The sequence below is a fragment of the Sorangium sp. KYC3313 genome (genome assembly GCF_052075895.1).
Taxonomy (GTDB): Bacteria; Myxococcota_A; Polyangia; order Polyangiales; family Polyangiaceae; genus Sorangium; species Sorangium cellulosum_B.
The window spans coordinates 4,476,963-4,494,493 of the sequence record NZ_CP197255.1; the positions used below are offsets into that span (position 1 = coordinate 4,476,963).

The 17,531-nt window shown below is 71.1% G+C and carries 12 protein-coding genes and 1 tRNA gene; 7 read left to right on the plus strand and 6 right to left on the minus strand.

The features are described 5' to 3' along the window. Positions 1-90 precede the first annotated feature (90 nt). A complete protein-coding gene (locus ACSRUE_RS17580; RefSeq protein WP_441291992.1) occupies positions 91-594 on the minus strand; it encodes a response regulator in 504 nt (167 codons plus the stop codon). A gap of 364 nt (positions 595-958) precedes the next feature. On the opposite strand from ACSRUE_RS17580, the gene ACSRUE_RS17585 reads away from it, so the two are divergent. Continuing rightward, complete coding sequence (locus tag ACSRUE_RS17585; protein WP_441291993.1) at positions 959-1,240, plus strand: hypothetical protein; 282 nt, start codon at positions 959-961, stop codon at positions 1,238-1,240. An 83-nt stretch (positions 1,241-1,323) separates the two neighbouring features. Here the strand turns inward: ACSRUE_RS17585 and ACSRUE_RS17590 are convergent, their stop codons facing one another. The 3 genes from ACSRUE_RS17590 to ACSRUE_RS17600 all read right to left on the minus strand — a co-directional run bounded on the left by ACSRUE_RS17590 (position 1,324) and on the right by ACSRUE_RS17600 (position 4,730). Next, the gene (locus ACSRUE_RS17590) at positions 1,324-2,709 is read right to left on the minus strand and encodes a hypothetical protein (protein WP_441291994.1); all 1,386 of its coding nucleotides are present in this window, start codon (positions 2,707-2,709) and stop codon (positions 1,324-1,326) included. 657 nt (positions 2,710-3,366) lie between these two features. Beyond that, positions 3,367-3,442: transfer RNA gene (locus ACSRUE_RS17595), tRNA-His, on the minus strand. A gap of 187 nt (positions 3,443-3,629) precedes the next feature. Next, positions 3,630-4,730 (minus strand): histone deacetylase family protein, encoded by a 1,101-nt coding sequence (locus ACSRUE_RS17600; protein WP_441291995.1) that lies wholly within the window; start codon positions 4,728-4,730, stop codon positions 3,630-3,632. A gap of 123 nt (positions 4,731-4,853) precedes the next feature. Here ACSRUE_RS17600 and ACSRUE_RS17605 point away from each other — a divergent pair, with 123 nt between their 5' ends. After that, a complete protein-coding gene (locus ACSRUE_RS17605; protein ID WP_441291996.1) occupies positions 4,854-6,260 on the plus strand; it encodes an MXAN_5187 C-terminal domain-containing protein in 1,407 nt (468 codons plus the stop codon). Positions 6,261-6,343: 83 nt separating this feature from the next. Here the strand turns inward: ACSRUE_RS17605 and ACSRUE_RS17610 are convergent, their stop codons facing one another. Further along, positions 6,344-7,489, minus strand: coding sequence for a hypothetical protein (locus ACSRUE_RS17610; RefSeq protein ID WP_441291997.1), 1,146 nt, complete (start codon positions 7,487-7,489; stop codon positions 6,344-6,346). A gap of 126 nt (positions 7,490-7,615) precedes the next feature. On the opposite strand from ACSRUE_RS17610, the gene ACSRUE_RS17615 reads away from it, so the two are divergent. The 5 genes from ACSRUE_RS17615 to ACSRUE_RS17635 all read left to right on the plus strand — a co-directional run bounded on the left by ACSRUE_RS17615 (position 7,616) and on the right by ACSRUE_RS17635 (position 13,932). Next, positions 7,616-8,599 (plus strand): hypothetical protein, encoded by a 984-nt coding sequence (locus tag ACSRUE_RS17615; RefSeq protein ID WP_441291998.1) that lies wholly within the window; start codon positions 7,616-7,618, stop codon positions 8,597-8,599. Between the two features lie 121 nt (positions 8,600-8,720). Next, positions 8,721-11,039, plus strand: a complete 2,319-nt coding sequence (locus ACSRUE_RS17620) for a transglycosylase SLT domain-containing protein (protein WP_441291999.1) — start codon at positions 8,721-8,723, stop codon at positions 11,037-11,039. A gap of 122 nt (positions 11,040-11,161) precedes the next feature. Continuing rightward, positions 11,162-12,478, plus strand: a complete 1,317-nt coding sequence (locus ACSRUE_RS17625; RefSeq protein ID WP_441292000.1) for a hypothetical protein — start codon at positions 11,162-11,164, stop codon at positions 12,476-12,478. A gap of 230 nt (positions 12,479-12,708) precedes the next feature. Continuing rightward, positions 12,709-13,413: a DUF4230 domain-containing protein gene (locus ACSRUE_RS17630; protein WP_441292001.1), complete on the plus strand. Its 705-nt coding sequence runs from the start codon at positions 12,709-12,711 to the stop codon at positions 13,411-13,413. A 339-nt stretch (positions 13,414-13,752) separates the two neighbouring features. Continuing rightward, on the plus strand, positions 13,753-13,932 hold the full coding sequence (locus tag ACSRUE_RS17635; protein ID WP_441292002.1) for a hypothetical protein: 180 nt from the start codon (positions 13,753-13,755) through the stop codon (positions 13,930-13,932). A 703-nt stretch (positions 13,933-14,635) separates the two neighbouring features. On the opposite strand, the gene ACSRUE_RS17640 is transcribed toward ACSRUE_RS17635, so the two are convergent. Further along, positions 14,636-17,467 carry a metallophosphoesterase gene (locus tag ACSRUE_RS17640; RefSeq protein ID WP_441293099.1) on the minus strand — a complete coding sequence of 944 codons (2,832 nt, stop codon included), beginning with the start codon at positions 17,465-17,467 and terminating at the stop codon, positions 14,636-14,638. Positions 17,468-17,531: the final 64 nt, after the last annotated feature.

Here is a 17,531-nt window from a genome sequence, read left to right on the forward strand (position 1 = left end):
AGAGCGCGGACAGGCTGAGCGCCAGCTGGGCCAGCGTGCGCCACAGATCCCGCCGATCGCCGCGCGGGCGCGGCTCGCCCTGCCGAGGCGTCAGACCGCCTCCAGCCGGCGGCGCTGCAGCCGCTCGATGATCCGCCTGCTGCGGAGGGTGCTTTGAAATATCCGCGTCGCCTTCTCGAGGGCGTCGAGGAGCTTTTGCTCCGCGCCGTGCTTGTCGACATAGGCGAAAGGCCGGTGCGCGTTGATGACCTCGAACGAGTCCTTCTCGTCGTGATGAGCCGAATAGAAGATCACGGGCACTTCGGGCTGCACCTTGCGGATCTGGTCGCAGACCCAGAATCCCTCCAGCCCTGACATCCGCGCATCGACGATCACCGCGCACGTGTCCTCGGTGAAGGCGGCGACCCCGTCCACGGCCGAGGAGCATACGACGAGGCGATATCGCCTCGAGAGGAGCGCGCCGAGCGGCTGCCAGATGCTCCTGTCCCCGTCGACCAAGAGCACGAGAGGGAGCCGCGCGGGCTCGGGCTTCTCGCGATCCGGTCGCTCGGCTGGATCGGCTTCGAGCAGGGTGTCGGATTCCTTGGAGGGCATTCGTCGTCGATCGTGGAGGGCGCGTCAGGACGCGCGATGACGCAATGTACCACGCCCGGCGCGTCGAGCCAGCGCGGGGGTGCGGCAGCGGGAACGGAGATGACGTCGGCGCGGGGCCGAGGTCTTCGCGTCATCTCGTCCTCTCCGTTCCCGCTGCCGCCGCGCGGTGGGCGGCGGCCAGGGATTCGTCTATGCTCTGCGCGGAGGCGTGGCCTCGTGGTGAGGCGCGCTGGCCTTCTGCAAAGCGCTGCTACCGTGCCGGGTCGCGCGCTCGCCTTCTTCTCGTGCGCTGACGCGGGCTGCCGGTCGGCAGCGGGTCGCTCGCCGGGGAGAGTCTCCGTTCCACAACCGAGGTGAGCTGCCCATGAAGAACGCAGAACTCCGATCGATCCCGCTCGTCATCGCCGCCGTCCTCGGCCTCTTGGCCGCGGGGGCCGCAGGGTGCAAAGACGAAGAGATCCTGAACGCATGCAGTGAGCTCTGCAAGCACCGCATCCTCTGCGCGGAGGAGAACGACGCTCCGCCGCCGAGCAAGACCAGCTGCGAGACCGCGTGCCTTGGCCTCGAGGGGAATGACCTCGTGGCGCGAACCGAGGAGTGCGTGAACGAGGCGTCCTGTGATTACGTCGCGTGCGCGGACCCTTGAGCGCGGCGTCCCCGCCTCCCCGCGCGCGGGGAGGCGGGGGCGCCTGGCCTCCCGGACGGATGGCGCGATGAGGGGCGGCGCGATCAGGGCTCCGCGTCGCACTCGGGCGCGTCGCGGAGCGGGCCCGAGGCGCGCGGTCCGTCGAAGTGGAGGAGCTCGAGATCGACGAGCTCGAGGCGCTTGAGCGTCAGGTCCAGCGGGCCGACCGACACGCCTGCCACCGCCTCGGCGTAAGCCCGCACGCCGCCGTCGACCCGCGCGTCGTACGCGCAGTAGGGCGGCGCGGTCTCCGCCGTGACGCGCGCGTACGCCTGGACTCCGACGTTCGGGCCGACGATGCCGTAGAGGCGCGCCCGGAGCTCCGCGCCGGCGCTCACCTCGCCGGACGCCGTGATCGGGCCGGGCGCGCCGATCGAGGCCGAGCCCGAGGCCGAGCCGGAGGGCTCCCAGATCGTGCTCCACGTGCCATTCCTGTAGTCGACCCCGGCCTCGATCTCGGCGGTCGCCTGCGCCTCGGCCTCCACCTCGGCGGCCGTGAAGGACAGCCCCAGATCCGCAGTCGCCCTCGGCACGACGTTCGTCGTGACGATGACGGGGACGGGGCCCACCCAGAAGGTCAGCGTCGGCAGCGGCAGGCTCGGGACGCCCCCGGCGAGCTCCAGGAGATCGACCGAGCAGCTCCCCGTGACCGTGCCGGTGCCCTGGAGCCTGGCGCTCACGTCGAGCTGGCCCGACGCGACGAGGCGGAGCTGCTTCAGCTCCGGCACCGGGTTGAGCTTACCCCTCGGGCCGATGTGGACCTCGAGATCGAGCGCCGGCGAGAGCTCGGCCGTGACGTCGAGCGCCGCCGTCCCGTGCGCGGTGACCCCGCACGACGCAGGGAGCGAGGCCGACGAGAGATCGAGGAGCTTCAGGGAGGCGCCGGACGAGATCTTCAGGGCCTCCGCCGCGCTCGCGATCTGCTCGCCGTCCTCCACGCCGAGCTCGCGGGTGCGCGCGACGTGATCGTCGATGGCGCGCGCGTACTCGCGCGCGTCGTAGTGGACGCGGAAATGGCCCTCGGTGATGAACTCCGTCAGAGGAGCGGGCGCCGTCGCGAGCGCCACCCGCGTCGCGTCGATCGTGCGTACGCGCACGACGCGGGCGAGGTAGCCGCCTCCCTGCGTGCCGCCGAGCACGTCGCCCGCGGCGAAGGGCGTCATGCTGCCGTCATGGGTGATGACGAGCTCGTGGTCCCCCAGCGCCGCGGCGACGAACCCCGGCTCCTTCTCGGGCACACGAGCGCGCTCCGAGAGCGTGAGCGGGCGGACGACATCGACGGCGCCGGGGGCCGGCAACTCGGTAGGATCCAAAACATCGCTCGAAGAATCCGCGGCGCACGCCGCGAGCTGAGGTGCGTTGAACGCGATGAAAACGGCGGAGATGAGGCGCGCCGTCGACGCGCGGCTCCCGGGGAGAGTGGTCTTCATGCGCGCGGACGCTACGCGGGCAGTGTGGCGAGTCGGTTACAGAGATGAGACTTGCTGTCTCCGTGAGAATGGATAACGGCTCACTGCGGTGGACGGATATCCGTGAATCGATAGCTCCGAGGCGCGAAGGGCGCTTATCGAAGCGAGCGGTTCGCGACGCCGTGCGAGCTCGTCCATGATGGGGTGTCCGAGCGCGCTCGTGATGGCGCGCGAGCGCGCTCGTGGTGTGGCGCGCGGGCGCGCTCGTGGATGGTCTCGGGCGGCGCCGAGCCTCGGACCGGGGTCGGGCCGCGCTCGCGCGGCGTCGGCCAAGGGGTAACGCCGTTCGGCTCGTGAGGGATGGAGGAAGGGAGGTCGCGGAGAGCGCGCGTCGCTTTCCCGTGGGCAGGGCGCGGCGGCTCGGCACCGTCGCGCCGGGGCTCGGGGCCCGAGGCCACGGCGCGCGTCAGGTGTCAGCGGATCGAGCGCCAGCGTCGCGGTCCCTCGCGATGCGCCGCTCGACGCTCGCTCCCTGTCGACGCGTCGCGGTCGAGCTCGTGGAGCGCCAGCGAGGAGGCCGGCGGGCACGCATCAGCGGGCCTGCCGCGCCGCCTTCGTGCTCTCGCGCAGCCGAGACCCCGAGGCTGCCGCTGCTGGGCGGCCTCGGCCTGTTCTACCTGGGGTGAGTAACGGGAATCGAACCCGCGACAACTGGAGCCACAATCCAGTGCTCTACCAACTGAGCTATACCCACCGTTCTTCGCGGCCCGTGGGCTGCGAAGGCCTGGCAGAATACTCAGCTCCGCGCAGAGTGCAATCACGGAAACGCACCGCGTGTCGCTCTTCCTTCTGGTCCGGCGTCCGGCGGCCCCGCCCCGGCCCCGTTCACGCCTCGGCCGCGTCCCGGCGCGTTCCCGGGCGCGCGCCGCCGGTCGCCTCGGTCAGAGCGTCGTCCACCGGCGCAGCGCGGCCCGGCGCGCCCGGTCCAGGTCTGCGCGGTGGCGGGTCGAGATCGGCGCGCGCTGCGCGGGCTGCGCCGGCGGCACCGACCCTCCAGCCGGGTCGTCTGCTGCCTCGCGGCCGGACGCCGCGAGCAGCGCCGACGCGAGCGAGCTCTCGAGCGCGGCCAGGTCGTAGCCGCCCTCCAGGAAGATGGCGAGCCGCCCCCCCGCCTTCGCGGCCGCCATCGCCGCGAGCCGGCGGCCCATCGCCGCGTACGCGGCGCGCGACAGCTTCATCGCCGCCATCGGATCGCGCTCGTGCGCGTCGAACCCCGCCGAGACCAGGATCAGCTCGGGCGCATACTCGTCGAGCACCGGAAGGAGGAGCTCGTCGAACGCAGCCTCGTAGACCGCGTCCGTCGCGCCGTCGGACAGCGGCACGTTCACGGTGTAACCCGCGCCGTCGCCGCCGCCGAGCTCGCCGGCGGCGCCGGTGCCGGGATAGAACGGCCACTGGTGCAGCGAGCAGAACAGCACCCGCGGATCGTCCCAGAAGATGTCCTGCGTGCCGTTGCCGTGGTGCACGTCGAAGTCGACCACCGCGACCCGCGAGAGCCCGCTGCTCAGCGCCGCCCGCGCCGCCACGGCGACGTTGTTCAGGAGACAGAAGCCCATGCCGGCGTCGCGCGTGGCGTGGTGGCCGGGCGGACGGAGCAGCGCGACCCCGAGCCGGCCGGGGCCGGCGAGCACCGCGTCGACAAGCGCCACCGCGGCGCCCGCGGCGCGCCTCGCCGCCTCGACCGAGCGCGGGACCACGTACGTGTCCGGGTCGAGCGCGGCATAGTGGCCGCTGAGCCGGCCGAGCGACTCCAGGTACCGCGGGGCGTGCGCCCGGGCGAGCTCTTCCTCGGTGGCGTCGCGCGACGCCACGTGCTCCAGCGAGAGGCCGGCCGCGGCGCAGCGCTCGATGGCGCGGCGGGCGGCTTCGAGGCGCTCCGGGCGCTCAGGGTGCGCGCCTCGCGAGCGATGTTGCTCGAACAGCGCGTCGTCGACGACGTAGAGGCGCGGGGCTTCGGAGTGCGGCTGATTCAAGTGCACCATGAGCTGGGTGGAGAGTTGTAGCAGCGCCGCAGCGGATGGTAGCTTGCCCTGAGCCCCGGAAAGAAGGAGTGGAGACGCAGGATGCGCGGAAAGATCATCGCAGTCTTCGCCGTGATTGTCCTCATGGTCGGAGGGCTTTTTTACGCCCTCACGCGCGCCTCCCTCGCGGAGATCGGGCGCCCCGGCGAGGCGCCGCGCGCGCTCGCGGCCGCCATGGCGCAGCTCCAGGTGGACGGCCTCGTGCTGGAGCGGTGGCTCGACTCCTACGCGAGCGACCCGAAGCTGCGCGAGCCGTTCAACGCCGGCACCGCCCCGGCCCGCGCCGAGGCGGCCACCAGCGCCGCCAACGCCATCCGGGAGGCGGTCGCCGCCTCGCCCGAGCTGGCCAGGACCCCGCCCTCGCTCGTGGTCCTGGTGGACACCAAGGGCGTGGTGCTCGGGCGGAACGCCTCCGCGCTCATGCGCGGAGACAACCTCGGCGCCGTCTACCCGTCGCTGAAGCTCGCCATCGAGCAGGGGGTGACCGGCTCGGACGTGTGGGTCAGCCGGGCGCGCAACGAGCAGCTGCTCGCGTCCTACGCGCCCATCCGCAGCGACGCCGGGCAGATCATCGGCGCCGTCGCGGTGGGCACCGCGCTGAACGACGAGCGGCTGACCAACGCGAGCGAGCGCACGAGCGGGCGCGTCCTCGTCGTCGCGACGCAGTCGGGCGACGGGCTCGACGTGGTGGCGAAATCGCGTGACGCTTCCCCGCAGCTGGTCGCGGCGCTCACGGCGTCGCCGGCAAAGGACGGCGCGCTGAAGGCGCTGCGCTCCGGCCAGACGGTCGACATCGGCGGGCTGTCCGGCGAGTACAGCGCCGTCGGGCACGCGCTCGACGGCTACGGCGACGGGCGGCGCGCGGTGCTGCTCAGCATCGCGCAGCTCCGGACGCCGGGGCTCGCGAGCGCGCTGCTCTGGCCGCTCCTCGGCGTCACCGCGCTCGGGCTCGTGCTCGTCGTGATCGCCGCGTATTTCCTGGACGCGTACATCTCGCAGCCGGTCTCCGAGATCGAGGACGGCCTGCTCGCGATCATGAACGGCCGGACCGACCTCCGGTTCCAGATCGAGCACGCCGAGCTCGGCGGGCTCGTGTTCCGCCTGAACTCGCTCCTGAACCAGCTGCTCGGGGTGCAGGAGGACGAGACCGACGCCGAGGGGCGCCCGTCGCGCGCGCCGACGTCGGCGTCCTTCCGGGACGCCCTCGAGGTCGACGAGCGGATGGCCGCGCTGTCCGCGGGCGAGATCCCGGCCGACGCCAAGGCGCTGCTCGAGGAGCCGGAGGACGTCTACTACGCGCGCATCTTCGCGGAGTACATCGCCGCGAAGAAGTCGCTCGGCGATCCGGTGGACCACATCACCCGCGACGCGTTCGTCGCCCGCCTCAAGGCGAGCGAGCAGGAGCTCGGGCGGAAGCACGGAAAGCCCATGCGCTACAAGATCGAGGTCCGCGGCAAGGAGGTCGTGCTCCTCGCCGTGCCGCTCGCCTGACGCGCGCGGCGCAGGAGCCCGGGGGCGGAGGGAGGCGCGGCGCCGCCCGCCGCTCGGCGACGTGCCGCGCCGCGCCGCGTGTTTCAGTGCAGCACGGCGTCCGGGCCCTCGTGCAGCTCGACGCGCCCCGACGAGGGCTCGCGGCGGAGCGCGATCACGTCGGAGAGCTCGCAGCCGAGCGCGATCGCCGGCGATGAGGTCGTGACGATCCACTGCACGTTGGGCAGCGCGGCGCGCAGGCGCGCGGCGAGCGATCGCTGGCGGTGCACCGGCTGCTGCGCCTCGATGTCGTCGATCAGCACGACGCCCTCGGCGAGGCGCGGATCGCCGCTCGGGTGGGCGGACGCGAGCGCGCGGAGCGCGAGCGCGCCGAACGCGACGGTGTGCCGCGCGCTCCGCCCGAGATCGTCGAAGTCGACGCGCTGGCCGTCCGCGCGCTCGAAGATCGGCTCGAGCCGGAGCGGATCGACGCCGGCGTACGTCACGCCGTGGCCGTCGAGCAGCGCCTCGAGCACCTCCTTGAGCGCCCGATCGAGCGCGCCGAGCCGCTCTGCCTGGGCGCCCGGCCGGGCGTCCGGCTGCACGTCGGAGAGTACCTCCGGCCGGCTCTTCCGCCCCTCGCGCGCGATCGCCGCCGCGATCGGGACGAACGAGAGCACCTGCTTCGTCTCGCGGGCGAGGTCGGTGCGCGTCGCGTCGTCGAAGCTCGCGGCCGCGCGCACGTCGTAGCGGAGGATGCTGCGCTCGGGCGCCGTCAGCACGATCGCGCTGCGGGAGAACCAGCGCGCCCCCGAGAGCGCGACCAGGACGAAGCCCCCCTCGGCCGCGCGCCGCTCGAACAGCGACTGCTCCCTCCGCCGCAAGATCGCCGCGTCCTCGGGCTCGTCGAGGCGCGCGTTCGGGCTCATGACCCGCAGCGGGTGCGCGCGCGCCGGGTCGTCCGCGCCGAGCATCCAGTCGGCGACGACGAGCGGCTGCGAGCCGTCGTCTCCGCGCGGCCTCGGCTGCGCGACCGCGTACCCGGGCCGGGTCGACGCGATCGCCGACAGGATCGAGGTCTTGCCCACGCCGTCGCCGCCGAAGAGGACCACGAGCCGGCGCGGCGCGCCGGCGGCGTCCTCGAGCGAGAGCGAGAGGTCCTCGAACGGGCCGACATGGACGAGGCGGATGCGGGAGAGCAGCACCGCCCGCGAAGCTACCACCGCGCAGCGCACGTGGAGCGCCGCCATGGGCGTGGAGCGCGCCTCCGACGCGCCGTGGCATGCCGCGCGCGCCCCCGCGCCCCCGCGCCCCCGGTGGCGCGTGGTGGCGCGTGATGGCGCGGCAGCCTAGATTCGTGGTCCGGGGTCGTCACCGTGCTGCGCAAGCTGCCTCCGCCGGATTTCCGCTACGTGTGGCTCCACCCGGAGCCCGGCTCGACCGGCGCGCTCGCCGCGGCCGGGACCGCGGGGCTGGCGGGCGCCTCCGCGGCCGTCTGGAGCGCCGGGAGCCACGCGCTCTCGCTGGGGCTCATCGCGATGGGGGGCGCGCTCGGCTTGCTCGCGCTGGTCCGCGCCGAGCACCGCCCCCCGATCCAGCGCGGCGCCCGCGAGGTGACGATGGCCGTCGTGCCCTGGGGGATCGTCGTCGACCCGGACACGGAGCCGCGGGTGCTGCGGTGGCCCGCCGTCAAGCAGGTGAGCGTGGACGTGTCGCACACGATGCGCGGCGGGACGCCGGCCATCGTGTCGAGCCTCGTGACGGTGCACACCGAGCGCGAGGTGCTGGCGGGCCGCGCCGCGGGCGCGGTGGACCTGGAGCGGCTCCTCGCCAACCTCGAGGGGTATGCGCAGGAGGCGTCGCGGCCGGTCGCCGCCGACGTCGAGGGGCTGACGGCGCTCGGCGACGGGGTGACCGAGCCGATCGCCTCGGCGCTGCTGCAGGCGGCGGACGGCATCTGCGCGACGAGCCGCGGCGACGCGCAGCTCGCGCTGCCGGTGGGCGGCTACCGCACGGCCGCGGCGCGCGCGGCGGCGCCCGAGACGATCGCGGTGCTGCGCTCGGCGCTGTCGTGGAGCTACGACTGCCCCGCCGATCCGCGGCCGCTGGCGGCGGTCCTCGCGGGCGCGTTCGGGGCGGTGGAGCTCGTACCCGAGCTCCTGCGGCTCGCGAGCTCGCCGCACCCGGTGGTCGCCGCGTTCGGCAAGGCCGCCGCGCTGCGTCTGGGTGCGCCGCCGAACCGCGCTGGCTCGCTCGACGAGGTCGCGGCCTTCCTGTTCGAGGAGGACGTGGAGATCGGGAAGCGGTGGATCGCGTCGGGCCCGACACTTTGTTTGCGACCCCGGGCCCAGGCTTGCTAGCTAAAGGGGTCGGCAGCGCGTGCGCTGCGGTTCGAGCGGCCTGCGCGCGGAGGCCGTCGTTCCGCGGGGCTCCGTCCTCAGGGCGCGCTGCCGGCGGGTCGTCCAACGCGCCGGGTCGGCTATGAAACGGGCTCCGTCGCCACCGAAGCCGTCTTCAGGGGGAGCGCGCCGCCGGCTGGCCGTCGCGTGGGTCCTCGGCCTCTCGCTCTCCGCGTGCGCGGAGCACCACGCGGCCGGGCCGCCCCCGTCGCAGAGCACCGCGCGCGCCGCGCCGCCCGCGGGTCTCGCCCTCGCGCCGCCCGCGGGTCTCGCCCTCGCGCTGCCCGCGCCGTCCCTGGTGGACGGCGCCTGGGTCGAGTCGGTGCGGCTCGAGCGCTGGGCCGAGGCGGCGGCGCGGCTCGACGCCCTGCCCATGGAGCAGCGCGCGCTGCCTTCGATGAAGTACGCGCGGGCGCGCGTCGCGTTCGAGCTCGGGGATCACGGCAAGGCGGTGGAGCTGCTGCATGGCCTGGAGCAGGAGCTGCCGCTCCTCTCGCGCGAGGTGGCGCGCTACCGGGCGGAGGCGGCGTTCGTGGCGGGGCCGTTCCTCGAGGCGGCGGCGTACTTCGAGCGCTCGGGCAGCGCGCCCGGCCTCGCGCGCGCCGCGCTCGCCACCATGAAGGGCGGCGATCTCAAGCAGGCGCGCGCGCTCGCCGACCGGGCCGTGGCCGCGGCGCAGCGCGCGCGCAGGTCGCGCGACGAGGCGGCGGCGCGGATGGCGCGGGCGCGCGTCCAGCTCGGCGTGCGCGACGCCGCCGAGCGCCCGGGGGAGAAGGCCGCCGCGGCGGCGCTCGCGCACGCCGACCTCCGGTGGATCGTGAAGAGCGCGCCGTCGTCGCCCGACGGGCGCGAGGCCGCGGCGCTCCTCGCCGCCTTGCCGGGGCAGCTCTCGCAGGCGGAGCGGCTCCAGAAGGTCGACGCCATGGTCGCCGGGGGCAGCGCGGCGGAGGCGATCGCCGAGCTCGACAAGATGTCGGGCGTGCCGGCGCCGGAGCTCCACCACCGCAGGGCCACGGCGCTCTACCGGGCGCGCGACTACGAGGCCGCGGCCGCGGCGTTCCTCAAGGTCGCCGCCGCGCCGTCGGCGCGCCAGGCCGAGCAGCTGCACCTCGCGGCGCGCTCGCTCTCGCGGCTCCGGCGCGAGGCGGAGGCGATCGAGCGGCACCTCGCCGTCGCGCGCAGGTTCCGGAAGACCCGCTGGGGGGAGCTCTCGAGCCTGCTCGCCTCGCGGCTCCTCATGCAGGTCGGGCGCTACGCGGAGGCCGTCGCGCAGTACGGCCGGTTCCTCGACGCCTATCCGCGGAGCGATCGGCGCGACGACGCGGTCTACGAGCGGGCGCTCGCGACGCTGTCGACGGGCGGCGCCGCGCGCGCGCGGCGGCCGCTGGAGCAGCTCGCGCGCGACGCGAGGCCGGCCGACGCGGCGCGGCTGCGCGAGCTCGCCGGGCTCGCGGCGCTGCGCGGCGGCGACCGTGACGGCGCGGTGCGGCTCTGGACGCAGGTGATGCGGGAGCAGCCGCTCTCGTGGGGCGCGCTGCTCTCGCGCTCGCGCCTCGCGGCGGTGGGCGCGCCCATGCCGCCGCTGCTCGTCCCGGCGTCTCTCGGGGACGCCAGGGCGGTGGAGGTGAAGCTGCCGCCGGCCGCGGCGCTGCTCGCGTCGATGGGGCTCGACGGCGACGCGGAGAGCTACCTCGCCGAGAACGAGCGAGAGGCGACCGCGGCCTATGCCGGGCAGGAGAGCGAGGCGCTCTGCCGGATGTACGGCATGCTCTCGCCCGCGAAGCGCCGCTACCGCGTGGGCACGCAGGCGGTCTCCGCGGCGGCGCTCCAGCGCGCGCCCTCGCAGGCCGATCGCTGGACGTGGGAGTGCGTCTATCCGGAGCCGTACGCCGGCGAGGTGCGCGCGCTCGAGGCGCAGCACGGGCTGCCGAGGGGCCTCGTTCACGCGCTGATGCGTCAGGAGAGCGCGTTCGACCCTGTCGTGGTGAGCCCCGCGAGCGCGGTCGGCCTGATGCAGCTCATGCCGTCGACGGCCGAGAAGGCTGCGAGCGAGCTCTCGCTCGGCTTCGACCTCGGGCAGCTCAAGAGCGCGCCGCTCAACCTGCGCCTCGGCGGCTTCTACATCGGCAAGCTGCTCCGGACGTTCGAGGGCAGCCTGCCGCTCGCGACGGCGGCGTACAACGCCGGTCCGAAGGCGGTGTCGCACTGGCTCGGTGGGGGCATCGACCGGGACACCGACGTGTGGGTGGCGCGGATCCCGTACAACGAGACGCGCGCCTATGTGGGTCGCGTCCTCTCGAACCTGGCGCGGTATCAGTGGCTGGCCGGCGGCGACGTGGCCGTGGAGATGCTCCCGCTCACGCTCCCCGCGGACGCGCGCGCGCCGGCGGACGCGTACTGAGCGCGGTCGCCGGGGACGGCAGCGCAGGGGTTCCTCCTGCGTTGAAATTGCGCTGTGCGCTTGAACTCGCAAGCGGGTGCCTTCACCGTGGTGGGGTGGCAGGGACCGCTGGAAGCGACGGCGTGTTCAAGCGGTGTGGGGTCCTCATCCAGCCCTACGCCGATGCTCGATCCATCGGCCGGCTGCTCTCGTCGGCGCTGGCGTGGCTCCTCGTCGTCTTCTCCGTCGCGTCGCTCGTGGAGCCGATCGCGGGCCCGATCGTGGCGGCCGTCATGGTGCCGTTCGCGCTGCTCGGGTCGTTGCTCGCGCTGCTCTGCCTGGCGTGCCTGCTCTACACGCCGATCGCCTGGCTCTGGGCGGCGGTGGGCTCGTCCGGCGCGGCGGTCGTCCGGGTGAGCAACGCGCTGTGGATCGAGCGCCCTGGCGATCGGCGCGCGTTCCCGCTCCTCTCGCTCACGCGCGCGCGGCTCTCGAGCTCCGGCGGTGAGGTCGCCTTGAAGACCGACGACGGCGATGTCATCCGGGTGCGCGTCGACGATCCGGTCGACGCGGAGCGGCTGCTCGGCGTGATCGCCGCCGGGCGCGCGCGGGGCACGTGGAGCGCGCGGCTCTACGACGACGCGCCGTCGCTGCCGCGGCGCCGCCTGTTCGTCGGGGTCGCGGCGCTCATGTCGCTGCTCTGCTGGTCGGTGCTCGATTTCGACGTGGCGCTCTCGCTCGGCGTCGTCACGGGCGCCTCGGCGTGGGTGCTGGCGGCGCTGCTCAGGGAGGGCTCTGCGCGCCGCGTGCTGGTGGCGGGCAGCGACGGGCTCTCGCTCCGGGACGACGCCGGCGAGCGCTTCATCTCCTTCGGCAGCATCGAGCGGGTCGAGGAGACGGCGCTCGGGGTCGAGCTCGCGCTCACCGGAGGCGAGGAGCTCTCGCTCACCCTCGTGCCGCCGCAGCTGCTGCGTGATCCCAGCGAGACGGGGCTCAGCATGGTGCTCGCCGAGCGGCGCCGCGAGCACCTGCTCGCGCTGCTGCGGGAGCGGAGCGGGCGCGGCGCCCACGAGGCGGGGCGCGCGGTGGCGCTCCTCGGGCGCCGCGGCCTGCCTGCGCCCGCCTGGCGGGCGGCGCTGCGCCGCCTCGTGGGCGAGGCCGGCGCCGACTACCGGACGGCGAAGCTCACGCGGGAGCAGGCGTTCACGGTGCTCGAGGACGGCGGGGCGCCGGCCGAGCTCCGCATCGGGGCCGCGCTCGCGCTCGCGGGCTCGCGCGACGGCCAGACCGAGGAGCGGCTGCGGATCGCGGCGGAGGGGTGCGCGAACCGAGACGTGCGGCTCGCCCTGGAGCATGCGGCCGAGGGCGACGTCGACGACTGGATGCTCGAGCAGGCGCTCTCGTCCTCGAGGGCGGAGCAGGCGGCGGCGCCGCCGCGGTCGACGGCGCGGGCGGCGTGAGGCTGCTCGCGGCGTGCTAGCCGCCGGCGCGCTGTGCGGGCGAGCGGGCGAGCGGGCGAGCGGGCGAGCGGGCGAGCGGGCGGGGCGGGGCTGGTCGATACTTCTCGCTCTCCGGCCTTCCAGTTCTGGGTACTCTCTGTGGAGGACGCGCGGCTCCTCGGGTCGGTGTCCAGCCGAGCCGCCGCGGGCGCCTGCTGCGCGCCCGTGTTCCTCCAAGGTAGACCCCTCCGATGGAAGGCCCGATCCAGGACCCCTACGCTTCGGCCGCAGTTCACGCGCCGCGCCCGCGCGCGCAGGTGGGCCGCGCCGCGCGGATCGCGCTGCTCGTCGTGGCGCTCTTCGCGTCGGTCGGGTTCGGCGCGCTCGTGGTGGCGCCGCGCCTCGGCGCTCCGGCGCCCGCGCCCTCGAGCGTCGTCGTCGCGCGGCCGTCTCCTGCGCTCCTCATCGCGATCCGCGACCTGTCGCGGCTCGAGACAACGGAGGTGCACGTCGAGAAGGTCGTGGATCTGGCCGACCGGCAGAGCCGCCTGTTCGGTCTGGTGCAGGCCACCGACGCCCTCCTGCTCGTCGCGGTCGGCCACGTCACGATCGGCGTCGATCTCGCGCGGATCGGCGAGGGCGACATCGCGATGGATCCGGAGACCGGGGTCGCGCGGCTCACGCTGCCCGCGCCCGAGGTCTTCTCGACCCGGCTCGACGAGGACGAGACGTACGTCTACACGCGGTCGACCAGCCTGCTCGCGCGGCGCAACGAGCAGCTCGAGGCGCGGGCCCGGAAGGAGGCGACGGCGGCGATCGAGAAGGCCGCGCTCGAGGGGAACGTGATGGCGCGCGCGAAGGCGCAGGCCGAGCGGCAGATCACGGCGCTCGCGACGCAGCTCGGCGCGAAGCGGGTGGAGATCCGCTGGCGCGAGGTCGGCGGCGGCGGGGGCTGATGGGCGGGCGCACGGCGCGCGCCGTCACGCCGCGGGAGAGCCGTTTGCGCTTGTCGTGGTGGTGGTTGAGCGCGTGTCGCGGGCTTGGTCCGTGGCGCTGGCGGCGGACGGGCCCCGTGGCGAAATGGCAGATGCGGTGGATTTAAAAGGCGCTCTGGGGCGGGGGAACGGGGGCGAACTGGCGAAATTGTTGGGGAATTTGGAGGGGGTGGCGACGGATCAACGCGGTTGGAGCGGGGGTGTGACGATTCGGAGGGGGCGCGTGGCGATTCGATCGGGGGGAGTGGGGCGGGGGGAGAGCGCTGCGGGGAGGGGGCGAGGGCGGCGTCGGTGAGGGCGATGCTGCTTGTGCAACTCGGGGAGGGGCTGGCGGCCGCTATTGTGGCGGGCGATGTTGAGACGGCGCGCGTCGCGCATGAGGCCATCGGGCGGCTGCTCGCAGGGCCGACGCCGCCGCAGGGCGAGGTCGCGGCCGAAGTGCTCGACCTCGCCCGCGAGCGTGAGCGGAGGGGGCGATGAGATCCGGCTCGGCCTTGAACGCAGGGGCATTGCGATCGGATGCCGTGCCGCCAAGCGGCTACGAGTGAGGAGGAGTTCCTGATGAGGTGCCACGATTCCACGCTCGATGTCCTTGTGCGCATGTGAGCGCTCGGAATTCGCGGACTCAGCACGTATCGCGCCACCACGGGCAGCCTTTCGAGACGCCGAGCAGGCGTGTGCAGCCCTCAGCGTCCTCATGGCGACGGTGCCGTGGGTTTCGGGGGCGTGGATACCTGCAAGACCTGCTGCGCTGGCCAACAAAGCGCACGCCCGAGCTGGCGATGCGCGAGGATGACCGGATGCTGCTACTCGCCCCGTGATCCCTGCACAGGCGTAGCGCCACTTGTCAACGTAGGCCCAGGTGAAGGGCACTGAGCCGGACGAACTCGCGCCGGCCGACCCCACTCCTCGGCTGCCGGGGTCGCTTCGCTCGCGAACACCCCGCGCCACGCTGTTGCGCTTGCGGATGACAAGGCGGCTCGGATCGTTCGTGAGGCCATCGGCCGGCTGCTCGGCCAGCCGCGAGCCCTCCTGGAGGCTCCGTCCGCCCCTCGCCCGCGCGATGCGGTCTTCGGGGCGCTCAGGCGCGTCAAGACCGGCGTAGCTGCTAAGCCCCGTGAGGGAACCCTTTGGGTTGCCCTCCAGACTTTGCAACCGCCGATGTACGAATCGTGATTCAGCGCTACCAGCTAATATCAAAATATGGAACCGCGCCGCCGCCGCCATCCGTCCTCGGCCATTCATTCCAGCCCTTCCACGGCGCGTCAGCCTTGGGCTGCATTCGGGTATGCACTCGCACAGACTTCAGTCCTCGGTCAATTTCGATTAAATTATACAGCCGAGGTGCAGACTCGGGGCGGTCTTCGGCCGGTGCACCGAAACTACCCGAGCTAACCACGTGAAGGGCCCTCGCATGCCAGTGGGCGACGAGCTCTCTCCTCATCTCATGGACATCGCCGTGTAGAGCGATTTTTACGTTGTTCTTCTGAAGATTGCCAAGAAAGTCCGTGTTCTTCATTTGCTCTGGTCCGGTCACCGCATGGTGCCATACGGCAATGCGAAGGAGCGGCGCGTCCGACGCGAGGCGGCCATCAGCGCGAGCATCTCTTTCCTGCGTTTGGGCCATGCGCAGTGCGTTCGCTATCGCACTCGGATGGACATTCGAGCGTTTTCGGTGAAACCTGTCGATCTGCCAAGAGGAATTAAATGTCAGGAACTGGAGGCCGGTCTCCCAGAACGGGATGGAGATCCCTTGGGCGACGTAGTCGGTTGGATAAGGTTGCTGCAGAAACTTGTGGTAGAAGTTGTCCGAAAACGACTTTAGCCGCAAAAGATACTTCTCTGGAAAAGGGACAAGGTATATGTCACCTTGTTTCACGTAGTCGTCGTCCTTCAAGCCTGCGACGCTATCTCGGGCTTCATAGGCGCTAAGCATGTCGCGCACATCGTGGTTCCCAGGAACGAAGATGCATCGCTCCGCCGAGAGACCGAAGTCGCTCGTAAGGCTAGAAACAAAATCGTAAGCTCGCTCATGCCCTTCGGGAGTGCCCTTGTCGGTAAAGTCTCCCGAGATTACTAGATAGTCGAGTCGATCGATCCCATCTCTTCCCCAATCATCGCCATGCCGTAGGTCGTCCGATAGCCATTGCAGCCTGGTGCGAACCGGCGTCTCGGCGCGGAAGTGCAGATCACTGAGATGAAGCACGCGGATCGGATCGTTTGTCACCTTTTTTTGCTCCTCCCTCTCCATCGCCTGCACTACCTCTTCGGACAACTCGCGGCGAGCCTTCTCGATGCGAGTCTTTAGTGCCCAGGTTCTCTCATCGAGCTTTGGGTTCCGTTGACGTGCTTCCGTGGCGCCGTCGACTAGACTATGACGCAATTCACATACCGGACAACTAACGTCATTGGCGCCACGCGCAATGCGCATGCGTATTGTCTCTTCATCGAGCCTCATGCTACATTGGCATGTCAAGACAACATGTTCGCGGATCTCTACGCCATGCTGGCGTAGATGCTCCTCGACAAAGCTAATGAATAGCTCCTGCTGGCTCGACGGGGTATGTGCACCGAAATACACGTCTACATGGGCAAACCCACCAGCGCGCCCCACTTTTCGGAGACCACAAATGCCGCAGTCGGCAATCTCGAATTCCGCCCGATCCGCCCAAAGTCGGACTCGACCGAAGTCCCGGGCCAGTACCAGCCACGCAACCAATGAAGCGTAGATGTTGTCGATGGCCCCAGAGAAGTCATAATAGAGTGATACTGCATGAGATAGCTCGATGTCCGTGGGATGGGGCGAGGGGGTAAATAGCGTAGGAAATATAAGGAGGCCTTCGTGTTTGAAGCAAATGCCATGGTCTAGTAGCAACTCTACGGTGCACTCCAGCACTGGCAGTTCCTGAACACGCGGCAGGCGACTCTGCATGGCGATCCCTGGCATTTCGAACCCGGGCTGCGCGATCGCAAGTAGGTCGAGGGCCGGTACACCACGGGGGTTGTTGCGCGCCGCCACGATGAGCGATCCGGCATACCGTTCGATCTCTTGCACCTGGAGCACTAACACAGGTTCTCCTGTGAACACGTGCGAGCGAGCGATGACGCCCTGCATGGCAAGCTGCTCCGCCACGGCGAGAACAGCACGCTCGTCGTCCTGCGTCGGCGTTTGAGCAGCCAGGGCGCGGAGCAGGTCTTGCACATGAACAACCACATCGCCCCTCTTCCGTCGCGCCTCGATCTCTTTACGGATGCGCTGAAAGAGCTCAGGGCGGCTCGTCTTACCCAGGTTGTCCCAATCGATGGCTCTGGCAATAGCCTCGCGCAATTTCGATATTCCGCGACCCGTGAGCGAGCTAGTCTCATAGAAGCCAACGAAGCCACATTCATTCTGCAGTCGCGTTAAGCCTTGCCGGTCGATGGTGTCGCTGGGGACATCCAGCTTGGTCCCTACAAGCAGTCTAACTGCGTTGCGGCCCTGGAGCTGCTTTGCGAGGTATCTGTTCCAAGCTTCAACCTCCTTGAACGCTGTGTTGCCCCGTGTAGGGTCGAGCAACACAAGTGCGACCGTCGTGTCATCAAGAAATAGCTGATGAATAAGTCGGTACTCCTCTTGACCACCCATGTCCCAGAGCACTATGTCTCGTTGCTGGTTCTCGGGTGGATCTGCTCCAGGGCTCAGTTGCTCCGGTTCAAGAGGCCAGAACTGCATGCCATGGGTGCTATGAATGGTGCCGTCGCCAGGCGCTTGTCCAGTCGCAACCCGATGTGCAAGATAGGACTTTCCGACGTTACTCTCTCCCACCATCACAATTTTTGCACTGGTATACGTGACAGTAAGCGACGGATCGCTATCTACCAGATCGACATAATCAAAGTCCCATATGTGGATAACACGGTCGCGGGAATTTGAGTCTGCCGAATCTGCTCCCACAGTCGCAAGCCTGGGAAGAGTCGGATGAAAGGCAAGGCCAGACGGCCAGTATGGGGAGCTCGGTGCGGGAATGATAGCCACACAGGATCCTGTGTCTTTGTGCCAAATACGGACGGTATCGTCGCTACCCTTCGAAGCGACGATT

What these genes read in the sequence shown, in the direction of transcription:
- ACSRUE_RS17580 (WP_441291992.1), bottom strand. Translation starts at nt 594, where the DNA reads ATGCCCTCCAAGGAATCCGACACCCTGCTCGAAGCCGATCCAGCCGAG.
- ACSRUE_RS17585 (WP_441291993.1), top strand. Translation starts at nt 959, where the DNA reads ATGAAGAACGCAGAACTCCGATCGATCCCGCTCGTCATCGCCGCCGTC.
- ACSRUE_RS17590 (WP_441291994.1), bottom strand. Translation starts at nt 2,709, where the DNA reads ATGAAGACCACTCTCCCCGGGAGCCGCGCGTCGACGGCGCGCCTCATC.
- ACSRUE_RS17600 (WP_441291995.1), bottom strand. Translation starts at nt 4,730, where the DNA reads ATGGTGCACTTGAATCAGCCGCACTCCGAAGCCCCGCGCCTCTACGTC.
- ACSRUE_RS17605 (WP_441291996.1), top strand. Translation starts at nt 4,854, where the DNA reads ATGGTCGGAGGGCTTTTTTACGCCCTCACGCGCGCCTCCCTCGCGGAG.
- ACSRUE_RS17610 (WP_441291997.1), bottom strand. Translation starts at nt 7,489, where the DNA reads ATGGCGGCGCTCCACGTGCGCTGCGCGGTGGTAGCTTCGCGGGCGGTG.
- ACSRUE_RS17620 (WP_441291999.1), top strand. Translation starts at nt 8,721, where the DNA reads ATGAAACGGGCTCCGTCGCCACCGAAGCCGTCTTCAGGGGGAGCGCGC.
- ACSRUE_RS17630 (WP_441292001.1), top strand. Translation starts at nt 12,709, where the DNA reads ATGGAAGGCCCGATCCAGGACCCCTACGCTTCGGCCGCAGTTCACGCG.
- ACSRUE_RS17635 (WP_441292002.1), top strand. Translation starts at nt 13,753, where the DNA reads ATGCTGCTTGTGCAACTCGGGGAGGGGCTGGCGGCCGCTATTGTGGCG.